Origin of the sequence: Undibacterium sp. Ji42W, assembly GCF_049340405.1 — a bacterium.
Classification (GTDB): Bacteria; Pseudomonadota; Gammaproteobacteria; order Burkholderiales; family Burkholderiaceae_D; genus Undibacterium.
The window spans coordinates 189228-212991 of the sequence record NZ_JBMPOV010000005.1; the positions used below are offsets into that span (position 1 = coordinate 189228).

Genomic DNA, 23764 nt, shown 5'->3' on the forward strand with positions numbered 1-23764 from the left:
CGCAACGCGCTTGTACAAATTTGCAAGAAAGTTGAATGAAATCAGTTGTTTACTAAAATCCTCATGCTGGCACAATATCTGCTAATCAGCATGCGTAGGAAAAAATCAAATCAAAACCCAGGAGACAAAGATGTTCAAAAAGATGTTGCTTGCCAGCCTTATTACTACCGGATTATTTGCCAGCGCTGCCCAGGCCCAGGATGTTGTCAGGCTGGGTAACCTGAAATTCGCTCACTATGGTGCAGTCTCCTACATCAAGGAAATCGCTCCCAAATGTGGTATCAAGGTAGAAGAACGTGTGTTCGCCAAAGGCCTCGACGCCATGCAAGCGGTTATTGCTGGTGAGCTTGACGTGGGTGCCGTCTCTTCAGAGGCAACCATATCAGCCCGCGCCAGTGGGGCACCCATATACCTGGTCGCCGGTTTTGCCAAAGGTGGTGCGCGCCTGGTAGGACGTGCTGATCTTGGCATGAAGACCGTCAAGGATTTGAAAGGCAAGAAAGTTGGCGTGACCCGCGGTGGTATCCAGGATATCTTGCTGGCAGCCGAGCTCTCACAACACGGCCTGACTTATTCTGACCAGCCTGGCAAGGATGTGCAAATCATTTATCTTGGTTTTCCTGATCTGAACCAGGCTTTGTTGGGCAAGAATATTGACGCCATCATGCAGTCCGAACCATATTCTTCGCAGGCCATCAACAAGGGCTTTGGCAATGAAATCATCAAACCTTACGATACCCCGATAGGTGAGCCAGTTCGCACCATGGTCATGACCGAGAAGTTTTATAAAGAACGTCGCCCGGTTGCAGAAAAATTCATGCGTTGTTTTGTTGAGGCTACCAAGACCTTTATTGACAATAAAGAGCTGGCTGAAAAATATGTGCGTGAAAACATGTTCAAGGGGCAAATCAGCCACGAAGACTTTGTCAATGCCATAGAAAACTCACCTTATTCATATGACATAACGCCCGAGCATATACAGGTCACCACCGATCTGATGCAAAAATATGGCGTAGGCAGAATGGCCAAACCACCTGTTGCCAAGGATTGGGTGAAAACTGACCTGCTGGATCAGGCCAAGAAGTCTTTGAATATCAAGTAAGTCCCTGCGACATCGGTGATCGTGGCGATGCCTGACAGCATATGCCACGACACAATCAAATATTTCTAAGGAAGAGCAATGAAAAAGAATTGGCGTATATTTGGCGCAGGACTGATTGTGCCCATTGTATTGATACTGGTCTGGCATACCTTCTCGACCCGGGGCTGGGTTAACCCGCAAATGTTGCCGGCACCACTGGATGTATTAAAGAAATGGATAGAGTATGGTGCCCCGAGGGAAGCATTTAACCCGGCGGTAGAGAGTTGGCTATCCTGGATATTTTCAGGCGAGATGGTGCGGGATATCATGGGCAGCATGTATCGTGTGTTTGCTGGTTTTTTGATTGGCACTACGCTTGCCTTGCCATTGGGTTTGATCATGGGGACCAATCAACGGATTTTTGTCTTGTTGAATCCGTTGATTCAATTGCATCGCCCGATTCCACCGATTGCATTTACTCCGCTGGCTATTTTATGGTTTGGATTGGGTGACGCTCCTGCAATTTTCCTGATTTCGATAGGTGCATTTTTCCCGGTACTGATGAATACCATCGCTGGTGTACATCACGTCGATAGTATTTATATCCGTGCTGCTCGTAATCTCGGGGCAAATCAGTTCACCATGTTTTCGCGCGTCATCTTGCCCGCTGCCGTACCTTACATTTTATCTGGCGTGAGAATTGGTATCGGTAGTGCCTTCATTTGCGTGATCATTGCTGAAATGCTGGCCGTGAATAATGGTATCGGTTTCCGGATTCAAGAAGCACGCGAATACTTCTGGACCGATAAAATTATTGCTGGCATGTACACCATCGGCTTCCTGGGTCTGGCAATTGATATTGCAATGAATAAACTAAATAATTACCTGCTGCGTTGGCATCGTGGATTGGAGAGCTGAGATGAATAAGACACATATAAAAATCCAGGGAGTGAATAAGATTTTCAAGACTGTGGATAAAGAAGTTGTCGCACTCAAGAATATTGAGCTGGATATCCCGGAAGGACAATTTGTTTGTTTGCTAGGCCCCTCAGGTTGCGGGAAATCGACGCTGCTCAACGCTGTTGCCGGCTTTTCACTGCCAACTTCAGGCACGATTACCGCCAATAATATAGTCGTCAAAGCGCCTGGTCCTGACCGCGGCATGGTGTTTCAGGAATATGCATTGTTCCCCTGGATGACAGTAGAGCAGAACATCGCTTTTGGTCTGGAAATCAAGGGCTTGGCCAAAGGAGAAATCCAGCAACGTGTGGCCGGTTTGCTGGCTATGCTGGGTCTGAGTGATTTCAAGGCACGCTTTCCCAAGGATTTGTCTGGTGGTATGCGTCAGCGCGTTGCAATTGCCCGTGTATTGGCGCTGGATTCGCCTATCATGTTAATGGATGAACCCTTCGGTGCGCTGGATGCACTGACACGCCGCAACTTGCAGGATGAATTGCTGCGCATCTGGTCAGAACTGAAGAAAACCATCATCTTCGTTACCCATAGTATAGAAGAGGCAATTTATCTGGCTGACCGTATCATCGTCATGACCTACCGGCCAGGTACCGTGAAAAAGGATTTGATCGTTGAATTGCCACGTTCGCGTGATCCTTCTGACGCCGGCTTCAATGCACTCAAGCGTGAACTCGGTCAATTGGTGATGGAGGAGCAGCAAAGACACCATCACGATGAATTGAAGATGGCGGCAGTAGATTAAGTAGAAAGAAGGAAGTAAGAAGTAGAAATGCGGACGCGCCCCCAAAAAAACATGAGGAGAGACATCATGCTGAAATTCGTACGGATTGTCGTAGCGGGATTGGTTTTCTTTTTGGGCGCGTCCAGTCATGCGCAAAATGCCCATGGCACGGCTCCTGAGGCAGTCGCCATGGTGCAAAAAGTAATCGCCGGTATTAAGGCGAATGGCAGGGACAAGACTTTTGCTGACGTCAATAATCTGCAAGGGCCCTTCCGTGACCGCGACTTGTACGTGACCATCAATGATATGAATGGCAAGAATCTGGCTCACGGTGCAAATGCCAAGATGCAGGGCAAGGACTTGATGGATTTAAAAGATGCCGATGGCAAGCTGTTTGTACGCGAGCGGATGGAGCTTGCCAAAACCAAGGGCAAGGGTTGGCAAGACTATAAGTTTGTAAATCCCGTCTCTAAACAGATAGAACAAAAATCCATGTACTTTGAAAAGTATGAAGACATTGTTATCAATTGCGGTATTTATAAGTAAGCGCTTGTGACAGCGCCGCGTACTGGCAGTGTCCGTCACCGGCGACTGATTTTTATTTGGGTGGCGGCAGTATGCATTGCGCTGGTGGTTGGCAGCTACCTTGTCGCCGCCACCATCGCCAAAGACAATAGCCGTCAGGCGGGTGACAGGCAGTTGCAGATCATTGCGCTGGATATTGAATCTGTACTTGAGCGTTACGAAACCCTGCCTTTTGCCATTGCATACCTGCCCATGACGGCAGAGGCTTTGCTGCACAAGGAGGATGGCAAGCTGACGCAGGCCCTGAACCTGAGTTTACAAGAACTGGCAGAGCAAGCCAAAGTTGCCGCCATCTACCTCATGGATGTGCAGGGTAATACGATCGCCGCCAGTAACTGGAGTACTGCACAAACCTATCTGGGCCAGAACTTTGCTTTCAGGCCGTATTTTTCTGAAGCCTTGAAGCAGGTCAAGCCTGGCCATTTTTATGCGATAGGCAATACCACCAATATTCCCGGTTATTTTATTTCCCAGCCAGTCTATCCACCCGGCAGCAAGCGTGGCAGCCAGGCTCCGATAGGTGTGATCGCCGTCAAGATCATCCTCAACGAATTTGAGCAAGCATGGGGCAGTAGTGAAGAACCTATCGCGCTCAGCGACAGGCATGGCGTCGTGTTTTTGAGTAATCGCGCTTCCTGGAAATACCATAGTCTGCAAAATCTGTCACCCGTCGTGCAGCAAGATTTGAAAGCCACTTTGCAATATGGTGGCAAGCACATAGAAGCCATTGCTCAATTGCCGTTAAAGGAAAAGAAAGGTTATGACGACTATTTGCAAAGGCGGATAGGGCGTCTGGACTGGCAGTTAATGTTATTCCCTGACCAGGGCAAAGTCATGCGGGCGGGTTTGCAATCTGCCCTGGTAGTGGCTTTGATACTGGGCATAGCACTGGCCTTTGCTGCTGTGTTTGACCAGCGTCGCCGCAGGCTGGAAGAAGGCAGGCTGGCGCAACGTGCGTTAAAGAAAGCGGCAGATGAACTGGAACTGCATATCGCTGAACGCACCCAACAATTGACGCAGGCAAATGCAGAACTTGAAAACCGTTACCTGACACTCAAGCAGACTGAAACCCTGCTGCGATCTACCCAGAATGAAATGGTGCAAGCCGGCAAACTGGCCATGCTGGGGCAGATGGCCACTGGCATCACCCATGAACTGAACCAGCCACTGACCGCAATACGCGCCTTTGCCGATAACGCCATCACCTTCATGAACCGTGGCAAGGCTGAGCAGGCTTTGGCCAATCTGGAACATATCAGCCACGCCAGCGAACGCATGGGCAGCATCATTGCCCAGCTCAAGGGTTTTGCCAGGAAGAGCCCGAATGCGATTGCCGAGGTCAATGTGCAGACTGCAATCCAGTCTGCGGTCAGCTTGTTGCGCAGCGAAACTGACAGGCGTGGCGTCAAACTAAGCGTACATATTGAAGAACCCGCCAAGGTGCTGGGTGACACCGTCCGGATAGAGCAAGTCTTGATCAACCTGATACGCAATGCGCTGGATGCAGTAGAAAATAGTCCGGTCAGGGAAGTCGATGTCAGACTGAGTAGTGAACAGGCGATGGCAAGAATCACGATAGAAGACACTGGAACCGGCATACCTGAACATGTTGCCGGTCATTTATTCGAACCATTTTTCACTACCAAGGAAATTGGCCTGGGGTTGGGGCTTGGTTTGGCGATTTCTTCTTCCATCGTGCAAGCCATGAATGGCAGCTTGGTGGCAGATAACCGTCGGGATGGCGGTGCCAGATTTACCGTTTGCATCCCGCTGGCTGATCAGGCATGACTATATACATAGAGTAAGGAAACAGGATGACTCAAATGCTCGCTATATTAATAGAGGATGAGCAGGCAGTGCGCCTGGCAACGACCCAGACGCTGGAGCTCGGCGGCTTTGAAGTGCAGGCCTGCGCCAGCGCAGAGTTGGCCGATGCTTATATCAAGGATGGTTATGCCGGCATCATCGTCACCGATGTACGCTTGCCCGGCAAGTCAGGCCTGGACGTATTGGAAAAAGTACGCGGCATCGATGCCGAGCTGCCCGTCATTCTCATCACTGGCCATGGCGATGTGAGCATGGCGGTAGAAGCGATGCGCCATGGTGCTTATGACTTCCTTGAAAAACCTTTTGCGGCTGAGCGATTACTCGATGCCTGCCTGCGTGCGCAGGAAAAGCGGCGGCTGGTCATGGAAAACCGCAAACTCAAATTGTCCTGGCTGAATCATGCCGCAACGCCGGATTTGATAGGCCAAAGTCCACAGATAGAAAAAGTCAGAAAATTCATACAAAGCATAGGCCCAACCCAAGTTGATGTATTGATCAACGGCGCAACCGGTTCCGGCAAGGAAGTGGTGGCGCGGCAATTGCATCTGGCTAGTGGCTGTAAAGGCGAATTCGTTGCCATCAATTGCGGTGCACTGCCTGAGTCTGTGTTCGAGAGCGAGATTTTTGGTCATGAAGCCGGTGCTTTCACCAGCGCCCAGAAACGCCGTATAGGCAAGCTGGAATATGCGCAGGGTGGCACTGTATTTCTTGATGAAATTGAAAGTATGCCGCTAAACTTGCAAATCAAATTGCTCAGGGTCTTGCAGGAACGCAGCCTCGAAAGACTGGGTGGCAACCAATCCATCGCACTGGATTGCCGCATTATTGCAGCCACCAAAATGGATTTGCTCAAGCTCAGCGCACAAGGGCAATTCCGCGAAGATTTGTATTACCGCCTCAGCGTCGTCACCATGCATTTGCCCAGACTCAATGAGCGACGAGAAGATATTCCCTTATTGCTTTCGTATTTTGTGCAGAGGGCAGCGCTGCGTTATCAAAAACAAGTACCAGTCCTGTCTGCTTCACAAATGCAATTGTGGATGCAGGCTGACTGGCAGGGCAATGTGCGCGAGCTGCGCAATTTTGCCGATCAACTGGTACTGGGTGTGGTTGATTTTGCTGATCTGCCTGCACCACAAACTGGACAAGTCCAGACAAATGTTGCTTGCAGCCTGCCTGAAAAATTGGATGCATATGAAGCCATCCTGATCCAGGCTGCACTGGAAAAGAGCGCCAATAATGTGGCAGCAGCTGCCGAAGCACTGGGCATCCCCAAGAAAACCCTGTACGACAAGATGAAAAAATATCAAAAAACCTTGTCATCAATCAACCCGTTGGCAGTTTAAGGCTCGCTCGTGGAAAATGCTGAACATGCATAATCCGACTTTTCAGGCGACATGGTGTAAACTTGTGCCATGCAAATCTATCTATCATTCCTTGCCGCTGCTTTATATATATTGAGCATAGTCTTGCCAGGACGCTGGCTGACGCTGTCGAATGCCGTCAGCGCCTTGGCCTGGCTGACACATGGCATGGCTTTGTGGCTGACCATTTTTCCTGATCACGCGCTCAGGGTGGGCTTTGCTGTGATGTTATCAGCTGCTCTGTGGGTATCTGTGTTTGTCTGCTGGCTTGAAAATCGCAACTCCTCCCTCGATGGCCTGCGTTTGTTACTGATGCCTAACGCCGCCGTGATGGCTGTCCTGCCCAGTTTTTTCCCTGGCAGCCTGATTGCCCTGGCTGGCCAGACTGCCATGTTCCCCTGGCATGTGGTAGTCGCCATGTTGGCCTACAGTACGCTGACGATCGCGGCTTTTCATGCTGTCGTCATGACAGTGCAGGACAAGCACCTGCATCAATTGCGCTCAGTAAAAAAGGTGGAGTGGCTCAATACTTTGATAGACCGACTGCCAGCTTTGCTGACCATGGAAAAAATTCTGTTCCGTTTTGTCTTGTTTGGTTTTGTCTTATTAACACTGACCGTCTTGTCGGGCGTGATATTTTCAGAGCAGGTACTGGGTGTTGCTTTTAAATGGGATCACAAAACCTTGCTGTCACTGCTGTCCTGGCTACTGTTCGCGATTTTGCTGACCGGGCGCTACTGGCGTGGCTGGCGCGGTAAAACAGTCTTGAGTTTTACTCTTTCAGGATTCATCACTTTGTTGCTGGCGTATGTTGGCAGCCGCTTTGTGCTGGAAGTCTTGTTGCACAGGAGCCTGTCATGAGGTTACTGTTCTGGTTGGGGCTGGTGATACTGATTATCCTGGCCGTGAAGAAGAAAGCGCAGCCTCCGGCTACCAGGTCTGGCAATGCTGAACGCCCCCTGAAACCGGAAAATGCTGGTTCACAGAATGCCGCATCCGCTGAAAACATGGTCTGCTGTGCACATTGCCAGATTTATTTGCCCGCATCAGAGGCAGTGCAGCGCGCCGGTCAGGTTTACTGTAGCCAAGAACATGCTGATCTTGCATGAGCTTGCAAGCCGACAGGACACCCATGACTGAAACCCGCCACGAAGTGTCTGAGCCTTCACACTCATTCTGGCGCTCACTGCAAACCTTGAATGCTTCGCGCATAGTAGTGGCCGCGAGCTTGCTGATCTTGCTGAGTTTGCGCAGTGGCAAAGATATCTGGACCAGTGAGCATTTGTTCGGACGGGACATAGGCCTGATTTATCTGTCTGTGGCGATCGGCTTTGTGGTGCTCAAGCAACTGTACCCGCGCCGGTTCATGTGGCAACTGACGACCCAGATACTGCTGGACATTATCATCATCTCCACCATGTATCTGGCGAGTGGTGGTAGCAAAAGCGGCCTGGGCATTTTATTTTTGTTCCCGCTGGCAGGTGCAGCGATCCTGAGCCCGCTACTCTGGTCTTTCTTTTTTACGTCCATCGTCGTCCTGTTTTTATTGGGAGAGAGTGTTTATCATTACCTGCAACAGATAGATGGCGCTCCCTTTTCACAATCGGGTTTATATGGCGCCGCCTATTTTGCCGTGGTGTCTGTCGTCAACCGGCTGGCGCACAACCTCATTAACCAGGAACAGTTGGCGGTACAGCGTGGTAATGCGCTGGCAATACAACAGGCCATCAATCAACTGGTGATTGCTGACATGGGCGATGGCATCCTGGTGCTGGACCAGAATGGTTGCATTTTTGAAATCAATCCTGCAGCGGCGCGCATGCTGGGAGGCAATCTCAGCAAAGAAATGATAGGCACAGAATTGGGTAGCATTGCCGCTTTGCGCCCGATTGTTGAAGTATTGAGCAATATGCTGGCGCGCCCCAGTTTGCCTGACCGCCGCAAGGAAGAAGAAATTTCCTTCGTGTCGATACGCTGTTATCTCGACGATCCCAAGCCTGAATTGGGTGAAATGGTGGCCGATACCGCCACCAGGGAACGTAATGAACGTGAACGTCCGCATTTCATCACGCACTTGAAATTGCGTTTTGTTTCTATCAAGGGTGTCAATGCGGGCGGCTTGAAAGAACGCAATGGCAGCTATACCATCGTTTTCATGCAGGATGTGTCGGATATAGAAAACCAGGCACAGCAACTCAAGCTGGCATCCATGGGCCGCCTGACTGCCAGTATTGCCCACGAAGTGCGTAATCCGCTGTCGTCGATTTCTTATGCCGCCTCCTTATTGAATGAGGACATGAGCCATCCTGGCCAGGAAAATAAACAGGCACAACGCTTGCTGAAGATTGTTGATGACAATGTGTCACGCTTGAACCAGCTCATAGAAGATATCCTGAAGCTCTCACGTAAGGCACAGTCAGATGTGGAGCCATATCAGGTGATGGACCAGATTGAAGAAATGGTCAGGGATTTTATAGAAACACGTAACTTGCCAGTTGATTTTATCGCAGTATCGAAATATGAAAACTTCCTCGTCAACTTTGACCCCAGTCATTTGCGCGAAGTGGTGTTGAATCTTTTGTCAAATGCCATACGCTATGCCAGCGGGCAAACGGCCAGTATCAAACTGTTTGCCTATATTAATAGTAGTGGCCGGCAAGAGTTGCATATACAAGATGATGGGCCGGCGATTCCGTATGAAGTCAGGTCGCATTTGTTTGAGCCGTTTTACACGACATCACGTATGGGCACTGGCTTGGGCTTGTATATGGCAAGGGAGTTGTGTTTGAATAACCACGCCTTGCTCGATTATGAATACAGGGTTGAAGAAACCGAAGAAGGCAAGACCGAGCCCAGTGGGCGTTTTGTAATTAATTTCTCTGGATATAGTGCATGAGTATGATAGAAGCTGCGGTCTGTCCCCGTATCCTGGTGGTGGATGATGAGGCCCATCTGCGCGAGTTGCTGGAGATCACCCTGATCAAAATGGGGCTGGATGTCGATAGCGCAGAAACCCTGGGGCTGGCCCGTGCTCACCTGAGCAAGCGTAGTTATGCATTGGTGTTGACTGATATGCGCCTGCCGGACGGATCCGGCATGGAGCTGGTACAGGAGGTGAATAGTCTCTACAAAAATACACCGATAGCCGTGATCACCGCTTTTGGCAGTGCCGACAATGCCGTGGTTGCCTTGAAGGCTGGTGCTTTCGACTATGTCTCCAAGCCGGTGGCACTTGACCAGTTGCGCAAACTGGTCAGGTCGGCCCTGCAAACCAATGAGGTTCAAAAAGTACAACTGGCAACACCAGAAAAGCTGAATGTCCCCGCCAATTCTTTTATGATAGGTCAGTCACAAGGCATGCAAGAGGTCAGGGCGCAGATCAGCCGCCTTGCACGCAGCATGGCACCTGTGATCATTACTGGTGAATCGGGTAGCGGCAAGGAACTGGCCGCACGGGAAATACATACCAGCAGTGCCAGAGCAGACAAGCCTTTTATCGCCGTCAATTGCGGGGCGATTCCCGAGAACCTGATGGAGGCTGAATTCTTTGGTTACAGAAAAGGCGCATTTACTGGTGCCGCTGATGACAGGGAAGGTTTTTTCCAGGCTGCCAATGGCGGCACCCTGATGCTTGATGAAGTGGCCGACCTGCCTTTGCCCATGCAAGTCAAGTTACTGCGTGCCATACAGGAAAGGCGGGTGCGCAAGGTTGGTGCTACGGTGGAAGAGGCAGTCGATGTGCGCATTATCAGTGCCACCCACCAGAACCTGGCGATCTGTGTCGAAGAAGGGCGTTTCCGGCAAGATTTGTATTACCGCCTGAATGTGATTGAATTGCACTTGCCACCCCTGCGCGAAAGACTCGAGGATATTGTCGAGTTGTCCCGCAATATCCTCAAAAAACTGACGGGCAATGATGTTGATATGTCAGTAGAGGCAATTGATGCGTTGATCATTTATGACTTTCCCGGCAATGTGCGTGAGCTGGAAAACATACTGGAGCGTGCAGTTGCTTTTGCCAATGATGGCTGCATAGAGGTCAGCGACCTGGCCTTGCGCGGAACCAGGAAGTTGCCTGAGTTGCCGGTAGTGCAACCGGTACCCACCGCCGTTATCAGTCATCAGGGTCAGGCTGTTATGGATGCGCCTCCTGTTATGGTGCAGGATGTATTCGCCGCTCCGGGGTTGCCTTGTTCGCTGCCTGATTATCTTGAAAGCGTAGAGCGCGAAATGATACGCCGTGCCCTGCACCAGACCCGCAACAACCGTACCCAGGCGGCAGAATTGCTAGGCGTCAGCTTCCGGCAACTGCGCTACCAGATACAAAAATTGAAGATACAGGAATAAATTATTGAGTTCCCTTTTTAACGACCCAGGCCAACAGTGTCTGGGTTTTTGCCTGCTTGCGGCCTGTCCGTCTTAGCCCCAAGAGCACAATCACCCTCGCTTCATTGATCTCACCGCCGACACTTTCTTATTTCCTTTTTGGATGCATTTGTCATGGGATCGCAAGACCTTGCGCCTAGCATGATTTGGCACGTTAGTGTCCGCTCTCGGCTGGACTTACGCATTTCTGTGCTTTGCGAAAGTCAACACCCCGTACACATATTTACAGAAAAAATAATTCAATTAATTAAATAAAAAGCGGTTGCATATCGCCTGTTGCGGCACTAGAATTAGGGCAAATAAAAATTAGCGCACTAGATGTAGTGGTTTTCAGAATTTGTTTGTTTTCTTGCCTTGCTTCAATTTCCCTCATGTTTTGCAATTGAATTTGTGTCTGATGTAAACAAAATAAACTGGATTTGGCGAATTTTCGCCGCATCCGGCTGTAAGCCTTGCTGCACCTTACTTGCTTAACTGCCTAGTCGCTTCACTGTTTAACCCCATGCCCGGCAAAGTCGTCGCACTGCAACTTTGCTGGCAAAAAATAACACCGCATCCGGAGGATCAATGCACTCTTCTATTGAAACATCTACTACATCCAAGCCAGAACTTGGGTCGGTTTTGAATATGGCAGCGACACCTGCCACTAACAGCCACAGCAGTTATAGCGAATACCGCATCATTCGCCGCAATGGTTCAGTGGTTGGTTTCGAACCGTCCAAAATCGCCATCGCCATGACCAAGGCGTTTCTGGCAGTGAATGGTGGACATGGCGCAGAATCTGCCCGGGTACGTGAACTGGTAGAGCAACTGACAGCCAGCGTGGTGGCAGCCTTGCTGCGCCGCCAGCCTGCCGGTGGTACTTTCCATATAGAAGATGTGCAAGACCAGGTTGAGTTGGCGCTGATGCGCTCAGGCGAACATGATGTCGCCCGTTCATATGTTTTGTACCGCGCCAAACGCATGGAAGAACGCCGCCGTGTCAATGATGCGCCTGGTCATGCAGAAGCCGCTGTGCCGCAATTGCACGTCATCGTTGACGGTCAGTCTCGTCCGCTGGACGTGGCAGAAGTACGCAAGATGATTGCCGCTGCCTGCCTGGGCCTCGACAAGCTGGCTGATCCTGATGCGATCCTGGCCGAGACCTTGAAAAACCTGTACGACGGTGTACCGGTAGAAGAGTTGTATAAGTCTGCCATCCTGGCTGCCCGCGCGCTGATGGAAAAAGAGCCGGCCTACAGCCAGGTCACGGCACGTTTGCTGCTGCATACAGTCCGCAAAGAAGTGTTTGGCAAAGAAGTGGCGCAACAGGATGCGGCGGCAGAATATCTCGATTACTTCCCTAGGTTCATCAAGAAAGGCATCGAAGCAGATTTGTTGGATGCCAAACTGGGTCAGTTTGATTTGAAGAAACTGGCAAATGCCCTGGTTGCTGACCGCGATCTGCAATTTGGTTATATTGGTCTGCAAACTTTGTATGACCGCTACTTCCTGCACGTACGCGGGACCCGTATAGAAATGCCTCAGGCTTTCTACATGCGTGTGGCCATGGGTCTTTCCTTGAATGAAATTGACCGCGAAACCCGCGCCATCGAATTTTACAACCTGTTGTCCAGCTTTGACTTCATGAGCTCGACACCAACTCTGTTCAATTCCGGCACACAACGTTCACAACTGTCTTCTTGCTACTTGACCACAGTTGCCGATGACCTTGATGGCATCTACGAAGCCATCAAGGAAAACGCACTGCTGGCAAAATACGCTGGCGGCCTGGGCAATGACTGGACGCCAGTACGCTCGCTTGGCGCGCATATCAAAGGCACCAATGGTAAATCCCAGGGTGTAGTCCCTTTCCTGAAGGTTGTCAATGACACGGCAGTGGCTGTTAACCAGGGCGGTAAACGTAAAGGCGCAGTGTGCGCCTACCTGGAAACCTGGCATATGGACATTGAAGAATTCCTTGACCTGCGCAAAAATACAGGCGATGACCGCCGCCGTACGCATGACATGAATACTTCGAACTGGATTCCCGATCTGTTCATGAAGCGTGTCATGGAAAAAGGCGACTGGACTTTGTTCTCCCCATCCGATGTGCCTGACCTGCATGATAAATTTGGTAAGGCTTTCGAGACGGCATATGTCGCTTATGAAGTAAAAGCAGCCAAGGGCGAACTGACCCTGTCCAAAAAAATCCCCGCGCTGGACTTGTGGCGCAAGATGTTGTCCATGCTGTTTGAAACTGGCCATCCATGGATCACCTTCAAAGATCCTTGCAATATCCGTTCGCCACAACAGCACGTCGGTGTAGTCCACAGCTCCAACCTGTGTACAGAAATCACCCTGAACACCAACGACAGCGAGATCGCAGTATGTAATCTGGGCTCGGTCAACATGCCTGCCCACATGAAAGACGGCAAGCTGGATCACATTAAATTACAAAAAACTGTGCGTACAGCGATGCGTATGCTGGATAACGTCATCGACATCAACTACTATGCAGTGAAGAAGGCGCGCGATTCCAATCTGCGTCACCGTCCTGTCGGTATGGGTATCATGGGTTTCCAGGATTGCCTGCACATGATGCGCATTCCTTATGCATCGATGGATGCCGTACAGTTCGCTGATACTTCCATGGAAGCCGTTTGCTATTATGCTTATTGGGCATCGACTGAACTGGCTGAAGAACGCGGCCGTTACAGTTCCTATCCCGGCTCTTTGTGGGACCGTGGCATCTTGCCGCAAGATTCCCTGAAGATGCTGGCCGAAGAACGCGGCGGTTATCTGGAAGCTGACTTCTCGGAAACCATGGACTGGTACCCACTGCGTGACCGCATCAAGAAATTTGGCATGCGCAATTCCAATTGCGTGGCGATTGCGCCGACTGCAACAATTTCTAACATTATTGGTGTGGCGGCTTGTATAGAACCGACTTACCAGAACCTGTATGTAAAGTCGAATCTGTCCGGTGAATTTACCGAGATCAATGAACATCTGGTGCGCGATCTGAAAGACCGCGGCATGTGGGATGAAGTCATGATCTCTGACTTGAAATACTTTGACGGCAGCCTGGCACGTATTGACCGCATCCCGGAAGATCTGCGCGCCCTGTATGCAACAGCATTTGAAATCAGCCCATCCTGGCTGGTCGAGGCGGCTGCGCGTCGTCAAAAATGGATAGACCAGGCGCAGTCCCTGAATATTTACATGGCTGGTGCATCCGGTAAAAAACTGGACGAGACTTATAAGCTGGCATGGTTGCGCGGCTTGAAAACGACTTACTACCTGCGTACTATTGGTGCAACGCACACTGAAAAATCCACCAGCAAAACCGGTGCATTGAATGCGGTAGGGGTAGATGGTAATGGCGGTGGTTATGGCGCAGCATCTGCTGGCATCACCACAGCAGCTCAGGAAACCGATGGCCCGGCCTGCATGTTGCGTCCCGGTGATGCCGGTTTCGAAGAGTGCGAAGCCTGCCAATAACTGTCAATAAGTATCAAAAGACTGAGGGAAGAAGCGCTGCCTCTTCCCTCTGAAGAATAAGCTGTTACAAAAAGTAAGGAAATAAATAATGTTATCTTGGGATGATGAAGTCAAGCCGGCAGCTCCGGCACCACGTCAGGTCACTGGTCAGGATTTGCAGCCTCGCCTGCAGACTCAGGATGTTGCCCTCAATCCTGCGCTGGTCAGCAAGCCATTGCCGGTCGTTGCAGAAGATGTGGCCCGCCGCGTGAACGCTGCCGATAAGCGCATCATCAACGGTACTACCGACGTCAATCAACTGGTTCCCTTTAAATATAAATGGGCCTGGGATAAATATCTGGCAGGTTGCGCCAATCACTGGATGCCGCAAGAAATCAATATGCAACGTGATATTGAACTCTGGAAAGACCCTAACGGCCTGACCGAAGATGAACGCCGTTTAGTAAAACGTAATCTCGGTTTTTTTGTGACAGCTGATTCTCTAGCTGCCAACAATATCGTGCTCGGCACCTACCGCCATATTACGGCACCTGAATGCCGGCAGTACTTGTTGCGTCAGGCATTTGAAGAGGCGATTCATACTCACGCTTATCAATACATCGTTGAATCGCTGGGTCTCGATGAAGCAGAAATCTTCAATGCCTACAATGAAGTTGATTCCATCCGCGACAAGGACCAGTTCCTGATTCCTTTCATCGACGTATTAACTGATCCTGCATTCAAGACGGGCACCACCGAGGCAGATCAGACTTTGCTCAAGTCCCTGATCGTATTTGCCTGCCTGATGGAAGGCCTGTTTTTCTATGTCGGCTTCACACAAATTCTGGCGCTTGGCCGTCAAAATAAAATGATGGGTGCGGCTGAACAATACCAATACATCTTGCGTGATGAATCGATGCACTGCAATTTCGGGATCGATTTAATCAATACAATTAAGATGGAAAATCCACATTTGTGGACGCCAGCATTTCGCGATGAAATTAAATCGTTGTTTTTGCGTGCGGTGGAGTTGGAATATCGTTACGCAGAGGATACAATGCCGCGTGGAGTGCTCGGTTTGAATGCGCCTATGTTTAAAGGTTATTTACGCTTCATTGCAAATCGCCGCGCACAACAAATCGGTCTTGAAACGCTGTTCCCTCAGGAAGAAAATCCTTTCCCTTGGATGAGTGAAATGATAGACCTGAAAAAAGAGCGCAACTTTTTTGAGACACGTGTGATTGAGTATCAAACTGGTGGAGCCCTCAACTGGGAATAAGTGCTGACAACAGCGAACGCCAAAATCCGGATCAGGGATTTCTGATCAAGTAGTGCGAGCAGGTTGATTGAAGTTTTGAATGTGATGTTGAATTTGGGTATGCAAGACCCCAGATAGAAAAGGCAGCCACAAGAATTCATCAAATCAGGAAACGCCGCAAGCTGTCAGTATCCCCCGGGATTGCTCATGATTTGCACAAGATGTAAAACGCGAGAGGCCTCACCAAACTGAATGGACAGTCATAGACAACATTGTTTTGAACTGTTAGTGCCGCAATACCTGGCTACACTGGGTATTGTGGCTATTGGTTTTTGTGTTTCGCAAAAGAATACCGGCGTCTGCAATTAATGCAGGCGTTTTTGGGTTTGCCGCCAGGCCAGAAGCCGGCATACAACCTGTTTTTGATCTGCAGCGAGCGTTAGCGGGGTCAGGGTAAAAAACGCAGCGCAAAAAGCGGAATGTACTTTGGTACATGAGCATTTTGAGCAGCGCATGGACCCCGATCACGCCCGCGCTTAAGGTCATAAACAGGTTCTAAAGCAAACCATGATGGCTGAAGTGCCCCATCAATAGAGGGGATGGAGCAGTTCGGCCGGTGCAGAATTCATTAGCGCAAACAGCGATCATGTTTGTGCCGATGAATAATCCGCTTGAATGGATCGAGCGGATTTAATTTTTATCTGATTTTTTCCATCTCAATCGAAGGAGAAACAAAATGGCAACAGCACCACAACCGTCCCCGGACGAACCAGCAGCAGCAAAGAAACCTGCTGCAAAAAAAGCCGCAGCTAAGACAGCAAAACCAGCTGCAAAAAAAGTAGCCGCGAAGCCAGCAGCCAAGGCCGCAGCAAAACCAGCAGCGAAGGCAGCAGCTAAACCAGCAGCAGCTAAAAAAGCAGCGGCCAAACCAGCAGCTAAAGCGACTAAGGCAGCGGCTAAGCCAGCAGCTAAAGCGACTAAGGCAGCAGCCAAGCCAGCAGCTAAAGCGACTAAGGCAGCAGCCAAGCCAGCAGCTAAAGCGACTAAGGCAGCGGCTAAGCCAGCAGCTAAAGCGACTAAGGCGGCAGCCAAGCCAGCAGCCAAAGCCACTAAGGCAGCAGCTAAACCAGTAGCGAAAAAAGCAGCAGCCAAGCCAGCAGCTAAAGCGACTAAGGCAGCGGCTAAGCCAGCAGCTAAAGCGACTAAGGCAGCAGCTAAGCCAGCAGCAAAAGCGACTAAGGCAGCGGCTAAGCCAGCAGTCAAGGCAGCTAAAGCAGCTAAGCCAGTAGCGAAAAAAGCGGCAGCCAAGCCAGCAGCCAAAGCAGCAAAAGCAACTAAGGCGGCAGCTAAACCAGCAGCAAAAGCAACCAAGGCAGCAGCCAAGCCAGCAGCTAAAGCAACCAAGGCAGCAGCCAAACCAGCAGCCAAGGCAGCTAAACCAGCAGCAAAAGTTGCTGCCAAGCCAGCCAAGGCAGCGGCTAAACCAGCAGCAAAAGCTGCTGCCAAGCCAGCCAAAGCAGCTAAGCCAGCAGCAGCTAAACCAGTCGCAGCGAAGCCAGCACCAAAAAAAGCGGCGGCTAAGCCAGCCGCTAAAAAGGCCGCTCCAGCAAAACCAGCGACACCTGATGCAAAAACAGTTGTAAGTCCAAATGCAGCATGGCCTTTCCCAACTGGTAATCGCCCAGCATAATCTTTGATATGCTTGGTGGCCTGGTTTTATTCAGGCACAATACCCACTGTCTGATTCGTCATGCAGTGGGTTTTTTTTAAGGGCGTACCGTGTTACTGAATAATTTAATTTATGTCATCAAAGCCGTCACAGGCGTATTTGCTGGCTTTTTGTTACTGCGCTTTTGGATGCAGGCGCAACGTATACGGCCGCCGGCATCAATGGCGCAAGCAATTTTTAAATTGACCGACTGGCTTGTGCACCCTATCCGCCGCGTTATTCCCGGTTTTGCTGGCTATGACTGGGCGACACTGATCGGTGCCTTGCTTGTTGCCCTGGCTACGGCGGGCTTTATCGTCTGGCTGGTGTTACCTGTATTCATGGTCGAACAGGTTTTCATTATGGCGGGCATCATGATGGCGCAATGGATCATTTACGAGATCATGGCTTTGCTGTTGCTGGAGGTCTTGTTTAGCTGGGTAAACCCAAGCGCGCCTTTCGCGCCTTTTGTGCGGGCCTTGAACGAGCCCTTTCTGAAGCCAGTGAGGAAACTCATCCCTGCCATCGGCGGCCTGGATTTTTCCCCCATGATTATTTTGATCTTATTGCAGGTTTTGATTAACTCTATCTCTTGAACTCAAAAAATAAGCTCCAAAGATGACGTTCTAAAAACCGACTCCAGAAAGCAAATTTCAGAAAGTGGATTTCAGAGGCCAGGTTTCAAAAACTAAGTTTCTGAATTTACTCATTGCTCGATACGCTGGCAGTTGATTGCCGTATTACCAGTTGCGAGCGCAACATTTCCCGCCTTAGTGGCGCTTCCGGGTCAACAATACGGTTGACCAGTATCTGTGCTGTCAGATTACCTATGGCCTGTTTGGGCTGGGCTATCGTCGTCAATGGCGGGGTGCTGAACGAGGCCAGGGCAATGTCATCGTAACCAATCACAGACAAGGCTTCCGGTATCTTGATGCCAGCTTCATTGGCTGCCCTGATGCCGCCTATCGCCATCAAATCATTACTCGCAAAAATTGCTGTGGGTCGCTGTGGCAGCGCCAGCAATTGCTGGAAAGCGTTAAAACCGCCCTGGCTGGTAAAGTCAGCATGTAGCAGATAATTGCTGTTGAATTCCAATCCAGCCTCCTGCAAGGCGCGGCGGTAGCCGGTGACGCGGTCACCGCTGGGTAACAGGATGTCAGGTCCGGCAACGCAGGCAATACGCTTGTGACCAAGTCCTATCAGATAACGGGTTGCTTCATAGCCCCCCTGTTCATGGTCTGCTTCAATAAAGTCAGCTACCACGCCCGACACTTCGCGATCTACCAGCACCTTGGGTATGCCTTCGTCTGCCAGCAATTGTGTCAGCTCTTCGTCCGAACCGGAGGACACCAGAATCAGGCCATCGATACGTTTTTCCATCAGTACGCGGATATAGGCCGCCTGCTTCTTTGGATCATCGTAGGAATTGCACAGGATAATGTTATAGCCCAGCTTGAATGAAGCGTCTTCTATCCCCTGTATGATTTCGGCAAAATAGGGATTTGAATTATTCGGTATCATCATCCCCAGGGTGTGGGTGCGGTCGTTCTTGAGGCTGCGGGCAACCGCGCTGGGGATGTAGCGCAATTCCTGTATCACGGCCAGCACACGTTCGCGTGCATCTTCACTGACGACACGGGTATTATTGATGACGTGAGAAACCGTGGTCGTTGAAACCCGGGCTTTCTCTGCGACTTGCTTCATTGTTGCCATAAGATTCCTGCCTTTCTGTGCCAAGATTATGACGCAGGATGAGGTTCATGGCGCATATTTTCTGTAATAACTATGTACTAATCTATTTGCTAATCGATGTACTAATCATAGAGAGAGATTTCTGATGAACGATCTTGTCATTCGCAATGCCAGTTTGCCAGATGGCCGCAAGGGTATCGATATCGCCATCCAGGGTGGCCGCATCAGCGCAGTTGATGTGGCTTTGCCCGTCAGCGCGGCAGAAGAAATCAATGCCAACGGCAACCTGGTGACGCCGCCATTCGTCGATGCCCACTTCCATATGGATGCGGTGCTCAGCTATGGTTTGCCGCGCGTCAACCAGTCCGGCACTTTGCTGGAAGGCATCGCCTTGTGGGGCGAATTGAAGCCTATGCTGACACAAGAAGCATTGGTCGAGCGGGCCATGCGTTATTGCGACTGGGCGGTAGGGCGTGGTTTGCTGGCGGTGCGTTCACATGTCGATATCTGCGATGACCGATTGCTGGCGGTTGAAGCTTTGCTGGACGTGAAGCGTCGCGTTGCGCCCTATCTGGATTTGCAACTGGTGGCATTTCCGCAAGATGGTATCTTGCGCAGCGCTACCGCCATGAATAATCTCAAGCGTTCCATCGCCATGGGTGTGGATGTGGTCGGCGGCATACCGCATTTTGAACGCACCATGGCTGATGGTGCAGAATCGGTGCGGCTGCTGTGTGAGTTTGCTGCTGACAAAGGCCTGCGTGTGGATATGCATTGCGATGAATCGGATGATCCCTTATCGCGCCATATAGAAACCCTGGCTTATCACACCAACAGGCTGGGCATGCAGGGCAGGGTGGCAGGTTCGCATCTGACTTCCATGCATTCCATGGACAATTACTATGTCAGTAAATTATTACCATTGATACGCGAAGCTGGCGTGGCTGCCATCGCCAATCCTTTGATTAATATTACCCTGCAAGGCCGCCATGACACTTACCCCAAACGCCGTGGCATGACGCGTGTGCCTGAAATGCTGGCCGCAGGCATAGAGGTCGCCTTCGGCCATGATTGTGTGATGGACCCGTGGTATAGCCTGGGTTCTGGCGATATGCTGGAAGTCGCGCAAATGGGTCTGCATGTCGCACAGATGACGGGGCAAGACGCGATGCGTCAGTGCTTCCGGGCAGTGACGGTGGCACCTGCGCGCATATTGGGCCTGGAAGGTTATGGGCTGGAAGTGGGATGCAATGCTGACTTGGTGATACTCGACGCCAGCGACCCCGTAGAGGCGATACGCCTGCGTGCTACCCGCACCCATGTGCTGCGCCGCGGCAAAGTCATCAGCCAGTCGCCGGTGCCGCATGCGAATTTGAATTTGCCAGGACGGCCAGGGCAGGTGGATTTCAGGTCGAAAAACTGAGAGGCTGTTACGCAATCAATATAGGCAAGCACTGATATCACAGACCGCATTGAAGCAGACTAGCAAGGTGGCATAGTCGCAGTGAAGCAAAGTGCGCGTTGGGTGCGCCGTGTGCACCGCCTTTCTTGTGGGACTTCATGCACAGAAACGTATGCGTATGCCAAAAAAATGGTTAGCATGGCGCACCCTAGCAAGCGGAGCTTACGCTAGCAAGCCCCCTCATAGGCGCAGATATCTCGGGATCAGAGCTGCGCAAAAGCCTTTTCTGCTGCAGCAATCGTATCGGCAATAATGGCATCATCATGTTGCGCAGAAACGAAGCCTGCTTCAAAAGCCGATGGTGCCAGATAGACGCCCTGGTCCAGCATCAGGTGGAAGAAGCGGTTGAATCTTTCCTTGTCGCTGGCCATCATGGCGGCATAAGAACCCGGTACTTCATTGGCAAAATACAGGCCAAACATGCCGCCAACCGCATCTGCACAGAATGTGACGCCGGCAGCTTTGGCAGCTACAGTCAGGCCATCGGTCAGCTTACGGGTTTGCGCTGTCAGATTTTCATAGAAGCCTGCTTGCTGGATAATTTTCAGGGTAGTCATACCGGCTGCCACCGCAACCGGGTTGCCTGACAACGTGCCAGCTTGGTACACGCCACCCAAAGGTGCCATGTGCCCCATCAAATCGGCGCGGCCACCGAAAGCAGCTACCGGTAAGCCACCACCGATGACCTTGCCCAGGCAAGTCAGGTCAGCCTGTACGCCATACAATGCCTGCGCGCCATGCAGGCCCACGCGGAAACCGCACATCACTTCATCAAATATCAGGACACTGCCATGCGCAGTACACAGCTTGCGCATGGTGTTGATGAATTCTTGCGTGGCACGTATCAGGTTCATGTTGCCTGCGACTGGCTCAACGATCACGCAAGCGATCTGCTCACCGATGGACTTGAACACTTCTTCCAGTTGCTCGCAATTATTATAGTCAAGCACCAGGGTATGTTTGCTGAAGTCTTCCGGCACACCGGCAGATGTAGGGTTGCCAAACGTCAGCAAACCACTGCCAGCCTTGACCAGCAAAGAATCAGCATGGCCATGATAGCAACCTTCAAACTTGATGATCTTGTCACGTTTGGTGGCGCCGCGTGCCAGGCGCAGGGCGCTCATGGTGGCTTCTGTTCCGCTCGATACCAGGCGCACTTGCTCTATGCTGGGCACGAGTTTGCAGATTTCTTCTGCCATCTCGATTTCACCTTCAGTCGGCGCGCCAAAACTCAGGCCACGGGCGGCAGCTTCCTGTACTGCGCTGATGACTTCAGGGTGAGCATGGCCAACAATGGCAGGGCCCCATGAACCTATGTAATCGATATAGCGTTTGTCTTCTGCATCCCAAAAATAAGGGCCAGCTGCGCGCGTGATGAAACGCGGCGTACCTCCGACAGAGCGGAAGGCGCGCACGGGAGAATTGACGCCACCAGGCGTGGTCTTTTGGGCGCGGGCAAACAGGATGTCATTTTTATCGGTCATGATGGAGCTTCAATAAGTGATGATGCAAAGAGGATGTCTGTAAATAAAGACGTCTATATTAGTTGGTGTAGTAGTAGCCAACAGTTAGCTGGCTTCCCTGGCCCAGAAATAACGGTCTGGTATCAGCCTGCCCATGCCCAGTCTTTGCGCGTGGCTAAGGGCAGCATGAGTAAATTCCTGGGCTTCCAGCACGGCCTCGGGTATTTCCAGCCCATTTGCCAGCAGGGCGGCAATCGCGGCAGACAAAGTGGAGCCTGCGCCTGCATGTGAACCTGGCAAACGCTGCCAGGTGTCGCGCCTGACGACGCCGGATTCATTATATAAAGTGTTAACCACCTCACCAGTTTCACCCGCTGTGCCCGTGACTAATATATACTCGCAGCCGGATTCGATCAGCATCATGGTGTCGGCTGCCAGGTCTTCGGTTTCTGCCTCAGCGTCGGTCTCAGTGTTTTCTTTCCAGGTTTCTGCCAGGCGCGACAATTCAACAGCAGAGATCATCAGCAGACTTGCTTGTGGAATTAATAATTCGCGGATTGCCAAAACCAGGTCTTCTGCTTCTGGCCCTTGTTCTGTCAGGGCAGCATTGAAGGGGTCGAGTACCAGCGGCAGTTCAGGATAGTCAGAAACGATCTCGGCGATGACGGTGACATTCTCGACGCTGCCTGCCTGACCGACTTTAAAAGCCAGTACGGGCATGTCTTCGAGCACGGTACGTGCCTGTTCATCGACTAAATCTCCATCAAGTGGATGTAAATCATCGATTTGCGACGTATCACCAGTTAAAATGGCGGTGATAACGGGTAAGCCATAACAGCCCATGGCCGCAAATGATGCCAGATCGGCATGGATACCGGTGGCAGCAACAGGATCTGATGCGCCAAAGCTAAGTATTAGTGGAGAAATTTGGTTTTGCACGTTGGGTAGATTAATATAGCTGACTTCGTGAGGACTTATTTACTCGCGCAAATGCCATTAGTAACACATTGCAAACAGAATATTTGCAGCAGTTTCAATATTTTACTTGATTGAAGGGTTTTAGTCGTGACTGATACGGTAACGGAAAAGGGTGGTTTCAAGGCGTGGATGTGTTTGATTTGCGGTTGGGTATATGATGAAGAGCAAGGCTCCCCTGAAGACGGAATTCCGGCTGGTACCAAATGGGAAGATGTACCCATGAATTGGACTTGTCCAGAGTGCGGTGCACGCAAAGAAGACTTCGAAATGGTGGCAATCTGATCGATTTATCGATTTTGATGTTGCTTAATATGTTTATTCAAGGAAAAAAAGCGCAAATGTGCGATTTTTTGTTACAGTGATATGTAACCTTAATACTGCCGGGAAGAGATGATTTTATGTCAACGTTGACAGGCAACGAGAACTTGAAAATCATGGTGATTGACGATAGCAGCACCATACGCCGTTCGGCCGAGATTTTCCTTGGTCAGGCCGGATACAAAATAGTATTGGCAGAAGATGGCTTCGATGCACTCGCCAAGATTAATGATTCTCATCCAGACCTGATTTTTTGCGATATCCTCATGCCTAGGCTGGATGGATATCAAACTTGCGCTTTGATAAAAAAAAGCGCGAAATTCCGGGATACACCGGTAATTATGTTGTCTTCTAAGGACGGTTTATTTGACCGTGCCCGTGGCGCAATGGTCGGCTCTGATGAGTATCTGACCAAGCCTTTTACAAAGGACAGTCTGCTGAAAACGGTAAAGAATTACACTTCGGCGACATAGATTTATATAGT

The 23764-nt window shown here is 50.7% G+C and carries 20 protein-coding genes; 17 read left to right on the forward strand and 3 right to left on the reverse strand.

Features of this window, described 5'->3' with window-relative positions; all coding sequences use genetic code 11:
• Positions 1-130: 130 nt before the first annotated feature.
• The 14 genes from ACO0LG_RS12835 (at position 131) to ACO0LG_RS12900 (ending at position 17963) form a co-directional block, all read left to right on the forward strand.
• Positions 131-1102: an ABC transporter substrate-binding protein gene (locus ACO0LG_RS12835; protein WP_423026873.1), complete on the forward strand. Its 972-nt coding sequence runs from the start codon at positions 131-133 to the stop codon at positions 1100-1102.
• A gap of 78 nt (positions 1103-1180) precedes the next feature.
• The gene (locus ACO0LG_RS12840; protein ID WP_423026875.1) at positions 1181-1999 is read left to right on the forward strand and encodes an ABC transporter permease; all 819 of its coding nucleotides are present in this window, start codon (positions 1181-1183) and stop codon (positions 1997-1999) included.
• A gap of 1 nt (position 2000) precedes the next feature.
• On the forward strand, positions 2001-2798 hold the full coding sequence (locus tag ACO0LG_RS12845) for an ABC transporter ATP-binding protein (protein ID WP_423026877.1): 798 nt from the start codon (positions 2001-2003) through the stop codon (positions 2796-2798).
• A gap of 66 nt (positions 2799-2864) precedes the next feature.
• The gene (locus ACO0LG_RS12850) at positions 2865-3323 is read left to right on the forward strand and encodes a cache domain-containing protein (protein ID WP_423026879.1); all 459 of its coding nucleotides are present in this window, start codon (positions 2865-2867) and stop codon (positions 3321-3323) included.
• A gap of 6 nt (positions 3324-3329) precedes the next feature.
• Positions 3330-5150 carry a sensor histidine kinase gene (locus ACO0LG_RS12855; protein WP_423026881.1) on the forward strand — a complete coding sequence of 607 codons (1821 nt, stop codon included), beginning with the start codon at positions 3330-3332 and terminating at the stop codon, positions 5148-5150.
• A gap of 35 nt (positions 5151-5185) precedes the next feature.
• Entirely contained in the window at positions 5186-6535 is a 1350-nt protein-coding gene (locus tag ACO0LG_RS12860; RefSeq protein WP_423026883.1) for a sigma-54-dependent transcriptional regulator, read from the forward strand.
• A gap of 69 nt (positions 6536-6604) precedes the next feature.
• Positions 6605-7414 carry a cytochrome C assembly family protein gene (locus ACO0LG_RS12865; RefSeq protein ID WP_423026885.1) on the forward strand — a complete coding sequence of 270 codons (810 nt, stop codon included), beginning with the start codon at positions 6605-6607 and terminating at the stop codon, positions 7412-7414.
• Positions 7411-7662, forward strand: a complete 252-nt coding sequence (locus tag ACO0LG_RS12870) for a PP0621 family protein (protein WP_423026887.1) — start codon at positions 7411-7413, stop codon at positions 7660-7662. The genes ACO0LG_RS12865 and ACO0LG_RS12870 overlap by 4 nt, the downstream gene beginning before the upstream one ends.
• Complete coding sequence (locus tag ACO0LG_RS12875; RefSeq protein ID WP_423026889.1) at positions 7659-9449, forward strand: sensor histidine kinase; 1791 nt, start codon at positions 7659-7661, stop codon at positions 9447-9449. The genes ACO0LG_RS12870 and ACO0LG_RS12875 overlap by 4 nt, the downstream gene beginning before the upstream one ends.
• Positions 9446-10900 carry a sigma-54-dependent transcriptional regulator gene (locus ACO0LG_RS12880; RefSeq protein ID WP_423026891.1) on the forward strand — a complete coding sequence of 485 codons (1455 nt, stop codon included), beginning with the start codon at positions 9446-9448 and terminating at the stop codon, positions 10898-10900. Before ACO0LG_RS12875 ends, ACO0LG_RS12880 begins: the two co-directional genes overlap by 4 nt.
• Positions 10901-11566: 666 nt before the next feature.
• On the forward strand, positions 11567-14422 hold the full coding sequence (locus ACO0LG_RS12885; protein WP_423027259.1) for a ribonucleoside-diphosphate reductase subunit alpha: 2856 nt from the start codon (positions 11567-11569) through the stop codon (positions 14420-14422).
• An 88-nt stretch (positions 14423-14510) separates the two neighbouring features.
• Positions 14511-15680: a ribonucleotide-diphosphate reductase subunit beta gene (locus ACO0LG_RS12890; protein WP_423026893.1), complete on the forward strand. Its 1170-nt coding sequence runs from the start codon at positions 14511-14513 to the stop codon at positions 15678-15680.
• Positions 15681-16395: 715 nt separating this feature from the next.
• Positions 16396-17349 carry a transcriptional regulator gene (locus ACO0LG_RS12895; protein WP_423026895.1) on the forward strand — a complete coding sequence of 318 codons (954 nt, stop codon included), beginning with the start codon at positions 16396-16398 and terminating at the stop codon, positions 17347-17349.
• A gap of 89 nt (positions 17350-17438) precedes the next feature.
• On the forward strand, positions 17439-17963 hold the full coding sequence (locus ACO0LG_RS12900) for a YggT family protein (RefSeq protein WP_422949523.1): 525 nt from the start codon (positions 17439-17441) through the stop codon (positions 17961-17963).
• Between the two features lie 106 nt (positions 17964-18069).
• Here the strand turns inward: ACO0LG_RS12900 and ACO0LG_RS12905 are convergent, their stop codons facing one another.
• Positions 18070-19080 carry a LacI family DNA-binding transcriptional regulator gene (locus ACO0LG_RS12905; RefSeq protein WP_423026897.1) on the reverse strand — a complete coding sequence of 337 codons (1011 nt, stop codon included), beginning with the start codon at positions 19078-19080 and terminating at the stop codon, positions 18070-18072.
• Positions 19081-19204: 124 nt separating this feature from the next.
• On the opposite strand from ACO0LG_RS12905, the gene ACO0LG_RS12910 reads away from it, so the two are divergent.
• Positions 19205-20482 (forward strand): amidohydrolase family protein, encoded by a 1278-nt coding sequence (locus tag ACO0LG_RS12910; protein WP_423026899.1) that lies wholly within the window; start codon positions 19205-19207, stop codon positions 20480-20482.
• A gap of 242 nt (positions 20483-20724) precedes the next feature.
• On the opposite strand, the gene hemL is transcribed toward ACO0LG_RS12910, so the two are convergent.
• Both hemL and thiD read right to left on the reverse strand, forming a co-directional pair.
• The gene (gene hemL, locus ACO0LG_RS12915; protein WP_423026901.1) at positions 20725-22005 is read right to left on the reverse strand and encodes a glutamate-1-semialdehyde 2,1-aminomutase; all 1281 of its coding nucleotides are present in this window, start codon (positions 22003-22005) and stop codon (positions 20725-20727) included.
• A gap of 84 nt (positions 22006-22089) precedes the next feature.
• Positions 22090-22923 carry a bifunctional hydroxymethylpyrimidine kinase/phosphomethylpyrimidine kinase gene (gene thiD, locus ACO0LG_RS12920; RefSeq protein WP_423026903.1) on the reverse strand — a complete coding sequence of 278 codons (834 nt, stop codon included), beginning with the start codon at positions 22921-22923 and terminating at the stop codon, positions 22090-22092.
• A 168-nt stretch (positions 22924-23091) separates the two neighbouring features.
• Between thiD and ACO0LG_RS12925 the strand changes: the two genes are divergently transcribed.
• Positions 23092-23244 (forward strand): rubredoxin, encoded by a 153-nt coding sequence (locus ACO0LG_RS12925; RefSeq protein ID WP_110255217.1) that lies wholly within the window; start codon positions 23092-23094, stop codon positions 23242-23244.
• A gap of 116 nt (positions 23245-23360) precedes the next feature.
• A complete protein-coding gene (locus ACO0LG_RS12930) occupies positions 23361-23753 on the forward strand; it encodes a response regulator (protein WP_110255216.1) in 393 nt (130 codons plus the stop codon).
• Positions 23754-23764 lie beyond the last annotated feature (11 nt).

Coding starts and splice junctions, on each gene's coding strand:
- ACO0LG_RS12930 (WP_110255216.1), top strand. CDS start 23,361: ATGTCAACGTTGACAGGCAACGAGAACTTGAAAATCATGGTGATTGAC.
- ACO0LG_RS12895 (WP_423026895.1), top strand. CDS start 16,396: ATGGCAACAGCACCACAACCGTCCCCGGACGAACCAGCAGCAGCAAAG.
- ACO0LG_RS12845 (WP_423026877.1), top strand. CDS start 2,001: ATGAATAAGACACATATAAAAATCCAGGGAGTGAATAAGATTTTCAAG.
- ACO0LG_RS12880 (WP_423026891.1), top strand. CDS start 9,446: ATGAGTATGATAGAAGCTGCGGTCTGTCCCCGTATCCTGGTGGTGGAT.
- ACO0LG_RS12885 (WP_423027259.1), top strand. CDS start 11,567: ATGGCAGCGACACCTGCCACTAACAGCCACAGCAGTTATAGCGAATAC.
- ACO0LG_RS12870 (WP_423026887.1), top strand. CDS start 7,411: ATGAGGTTACTGTTCTGGTTGGGGCTGGTGATACTGATTATCCTGGCC.
- ACO0LG_RS12850 (WP_423026879.1), top strand. CDS start 2,865: ATGCTGAAATTCGTACGGATTGTCGTAGCGGGATTGGTTTTCTTTTTG.
- ACO0LG_RS12905 (WP_423026897.1), bottom strand. CDS start 19,080: ATGGCAACAATGAAGCAAGTCGCAGAGAAAGCCCGGGTTTCAACGACC.
- ACO0LG_RS12860 (WP_423026883.1), top strand. CDS start 5,186: ATGCTCGCTATATTAATAGAGGATGAGCAGGCAGTGCGCCTGGCAACG.
- ACO0LG_RS12835 (WP_423026873.1), top strand. CDS start 131: ATGTTCAAAAAGATGTTGCTTGCCAGCCTTATTACTACCGGATTATTT.
- ACO0LG_RS12875 (WP_423026889.1), top strand. CDS start 7,659: ATGAGCTTGCAAGCCGACAGGACACCCATGACTGAAACCCGCCACGAA.
- hemL (WP_423026901.1), bottom strand. CDS start 22,005: ATGACCGATAAAAATGACATCCTGTTTGCCCGCGCCCAAAAGACCACG.
- ACO0LG_RS12865 (WP_423026885.1), top strand. CDS start 6,605: ATGCAAATCTATCTATCATTCCTTGCCGCTGCTTTATATATATTGAGC.
- ACO0LG_RS12910 (WP_423026899.1), top strand. CDS start 19,205: ATGAACGATCTTGTCATTCGCAATGCCAGTTTGCCAGATGGCCGCAAG.
- ACO0LG_RS12925 (WP_110255217.1), top strand. CDS start 23,092: ATGTGTTTGATTTGCGGTTGGGTATATGATGAAGAGCAAGGCTCCCCT.
- ACO0LG_RS12840 (WP_423026875.1), top strand. CDS start 1,181: ATGAAAAAGAATTGGCGTATATTTGGCGCAGGACTGATTGTGCCCATT.
- ACO0LG_RS12890 (WP_423026893.1), top strand. CDS start 14,511: ATGTTATCTTGGGATGATGAAGTCAAGCCGGCAGCTCCGGCACCACGT.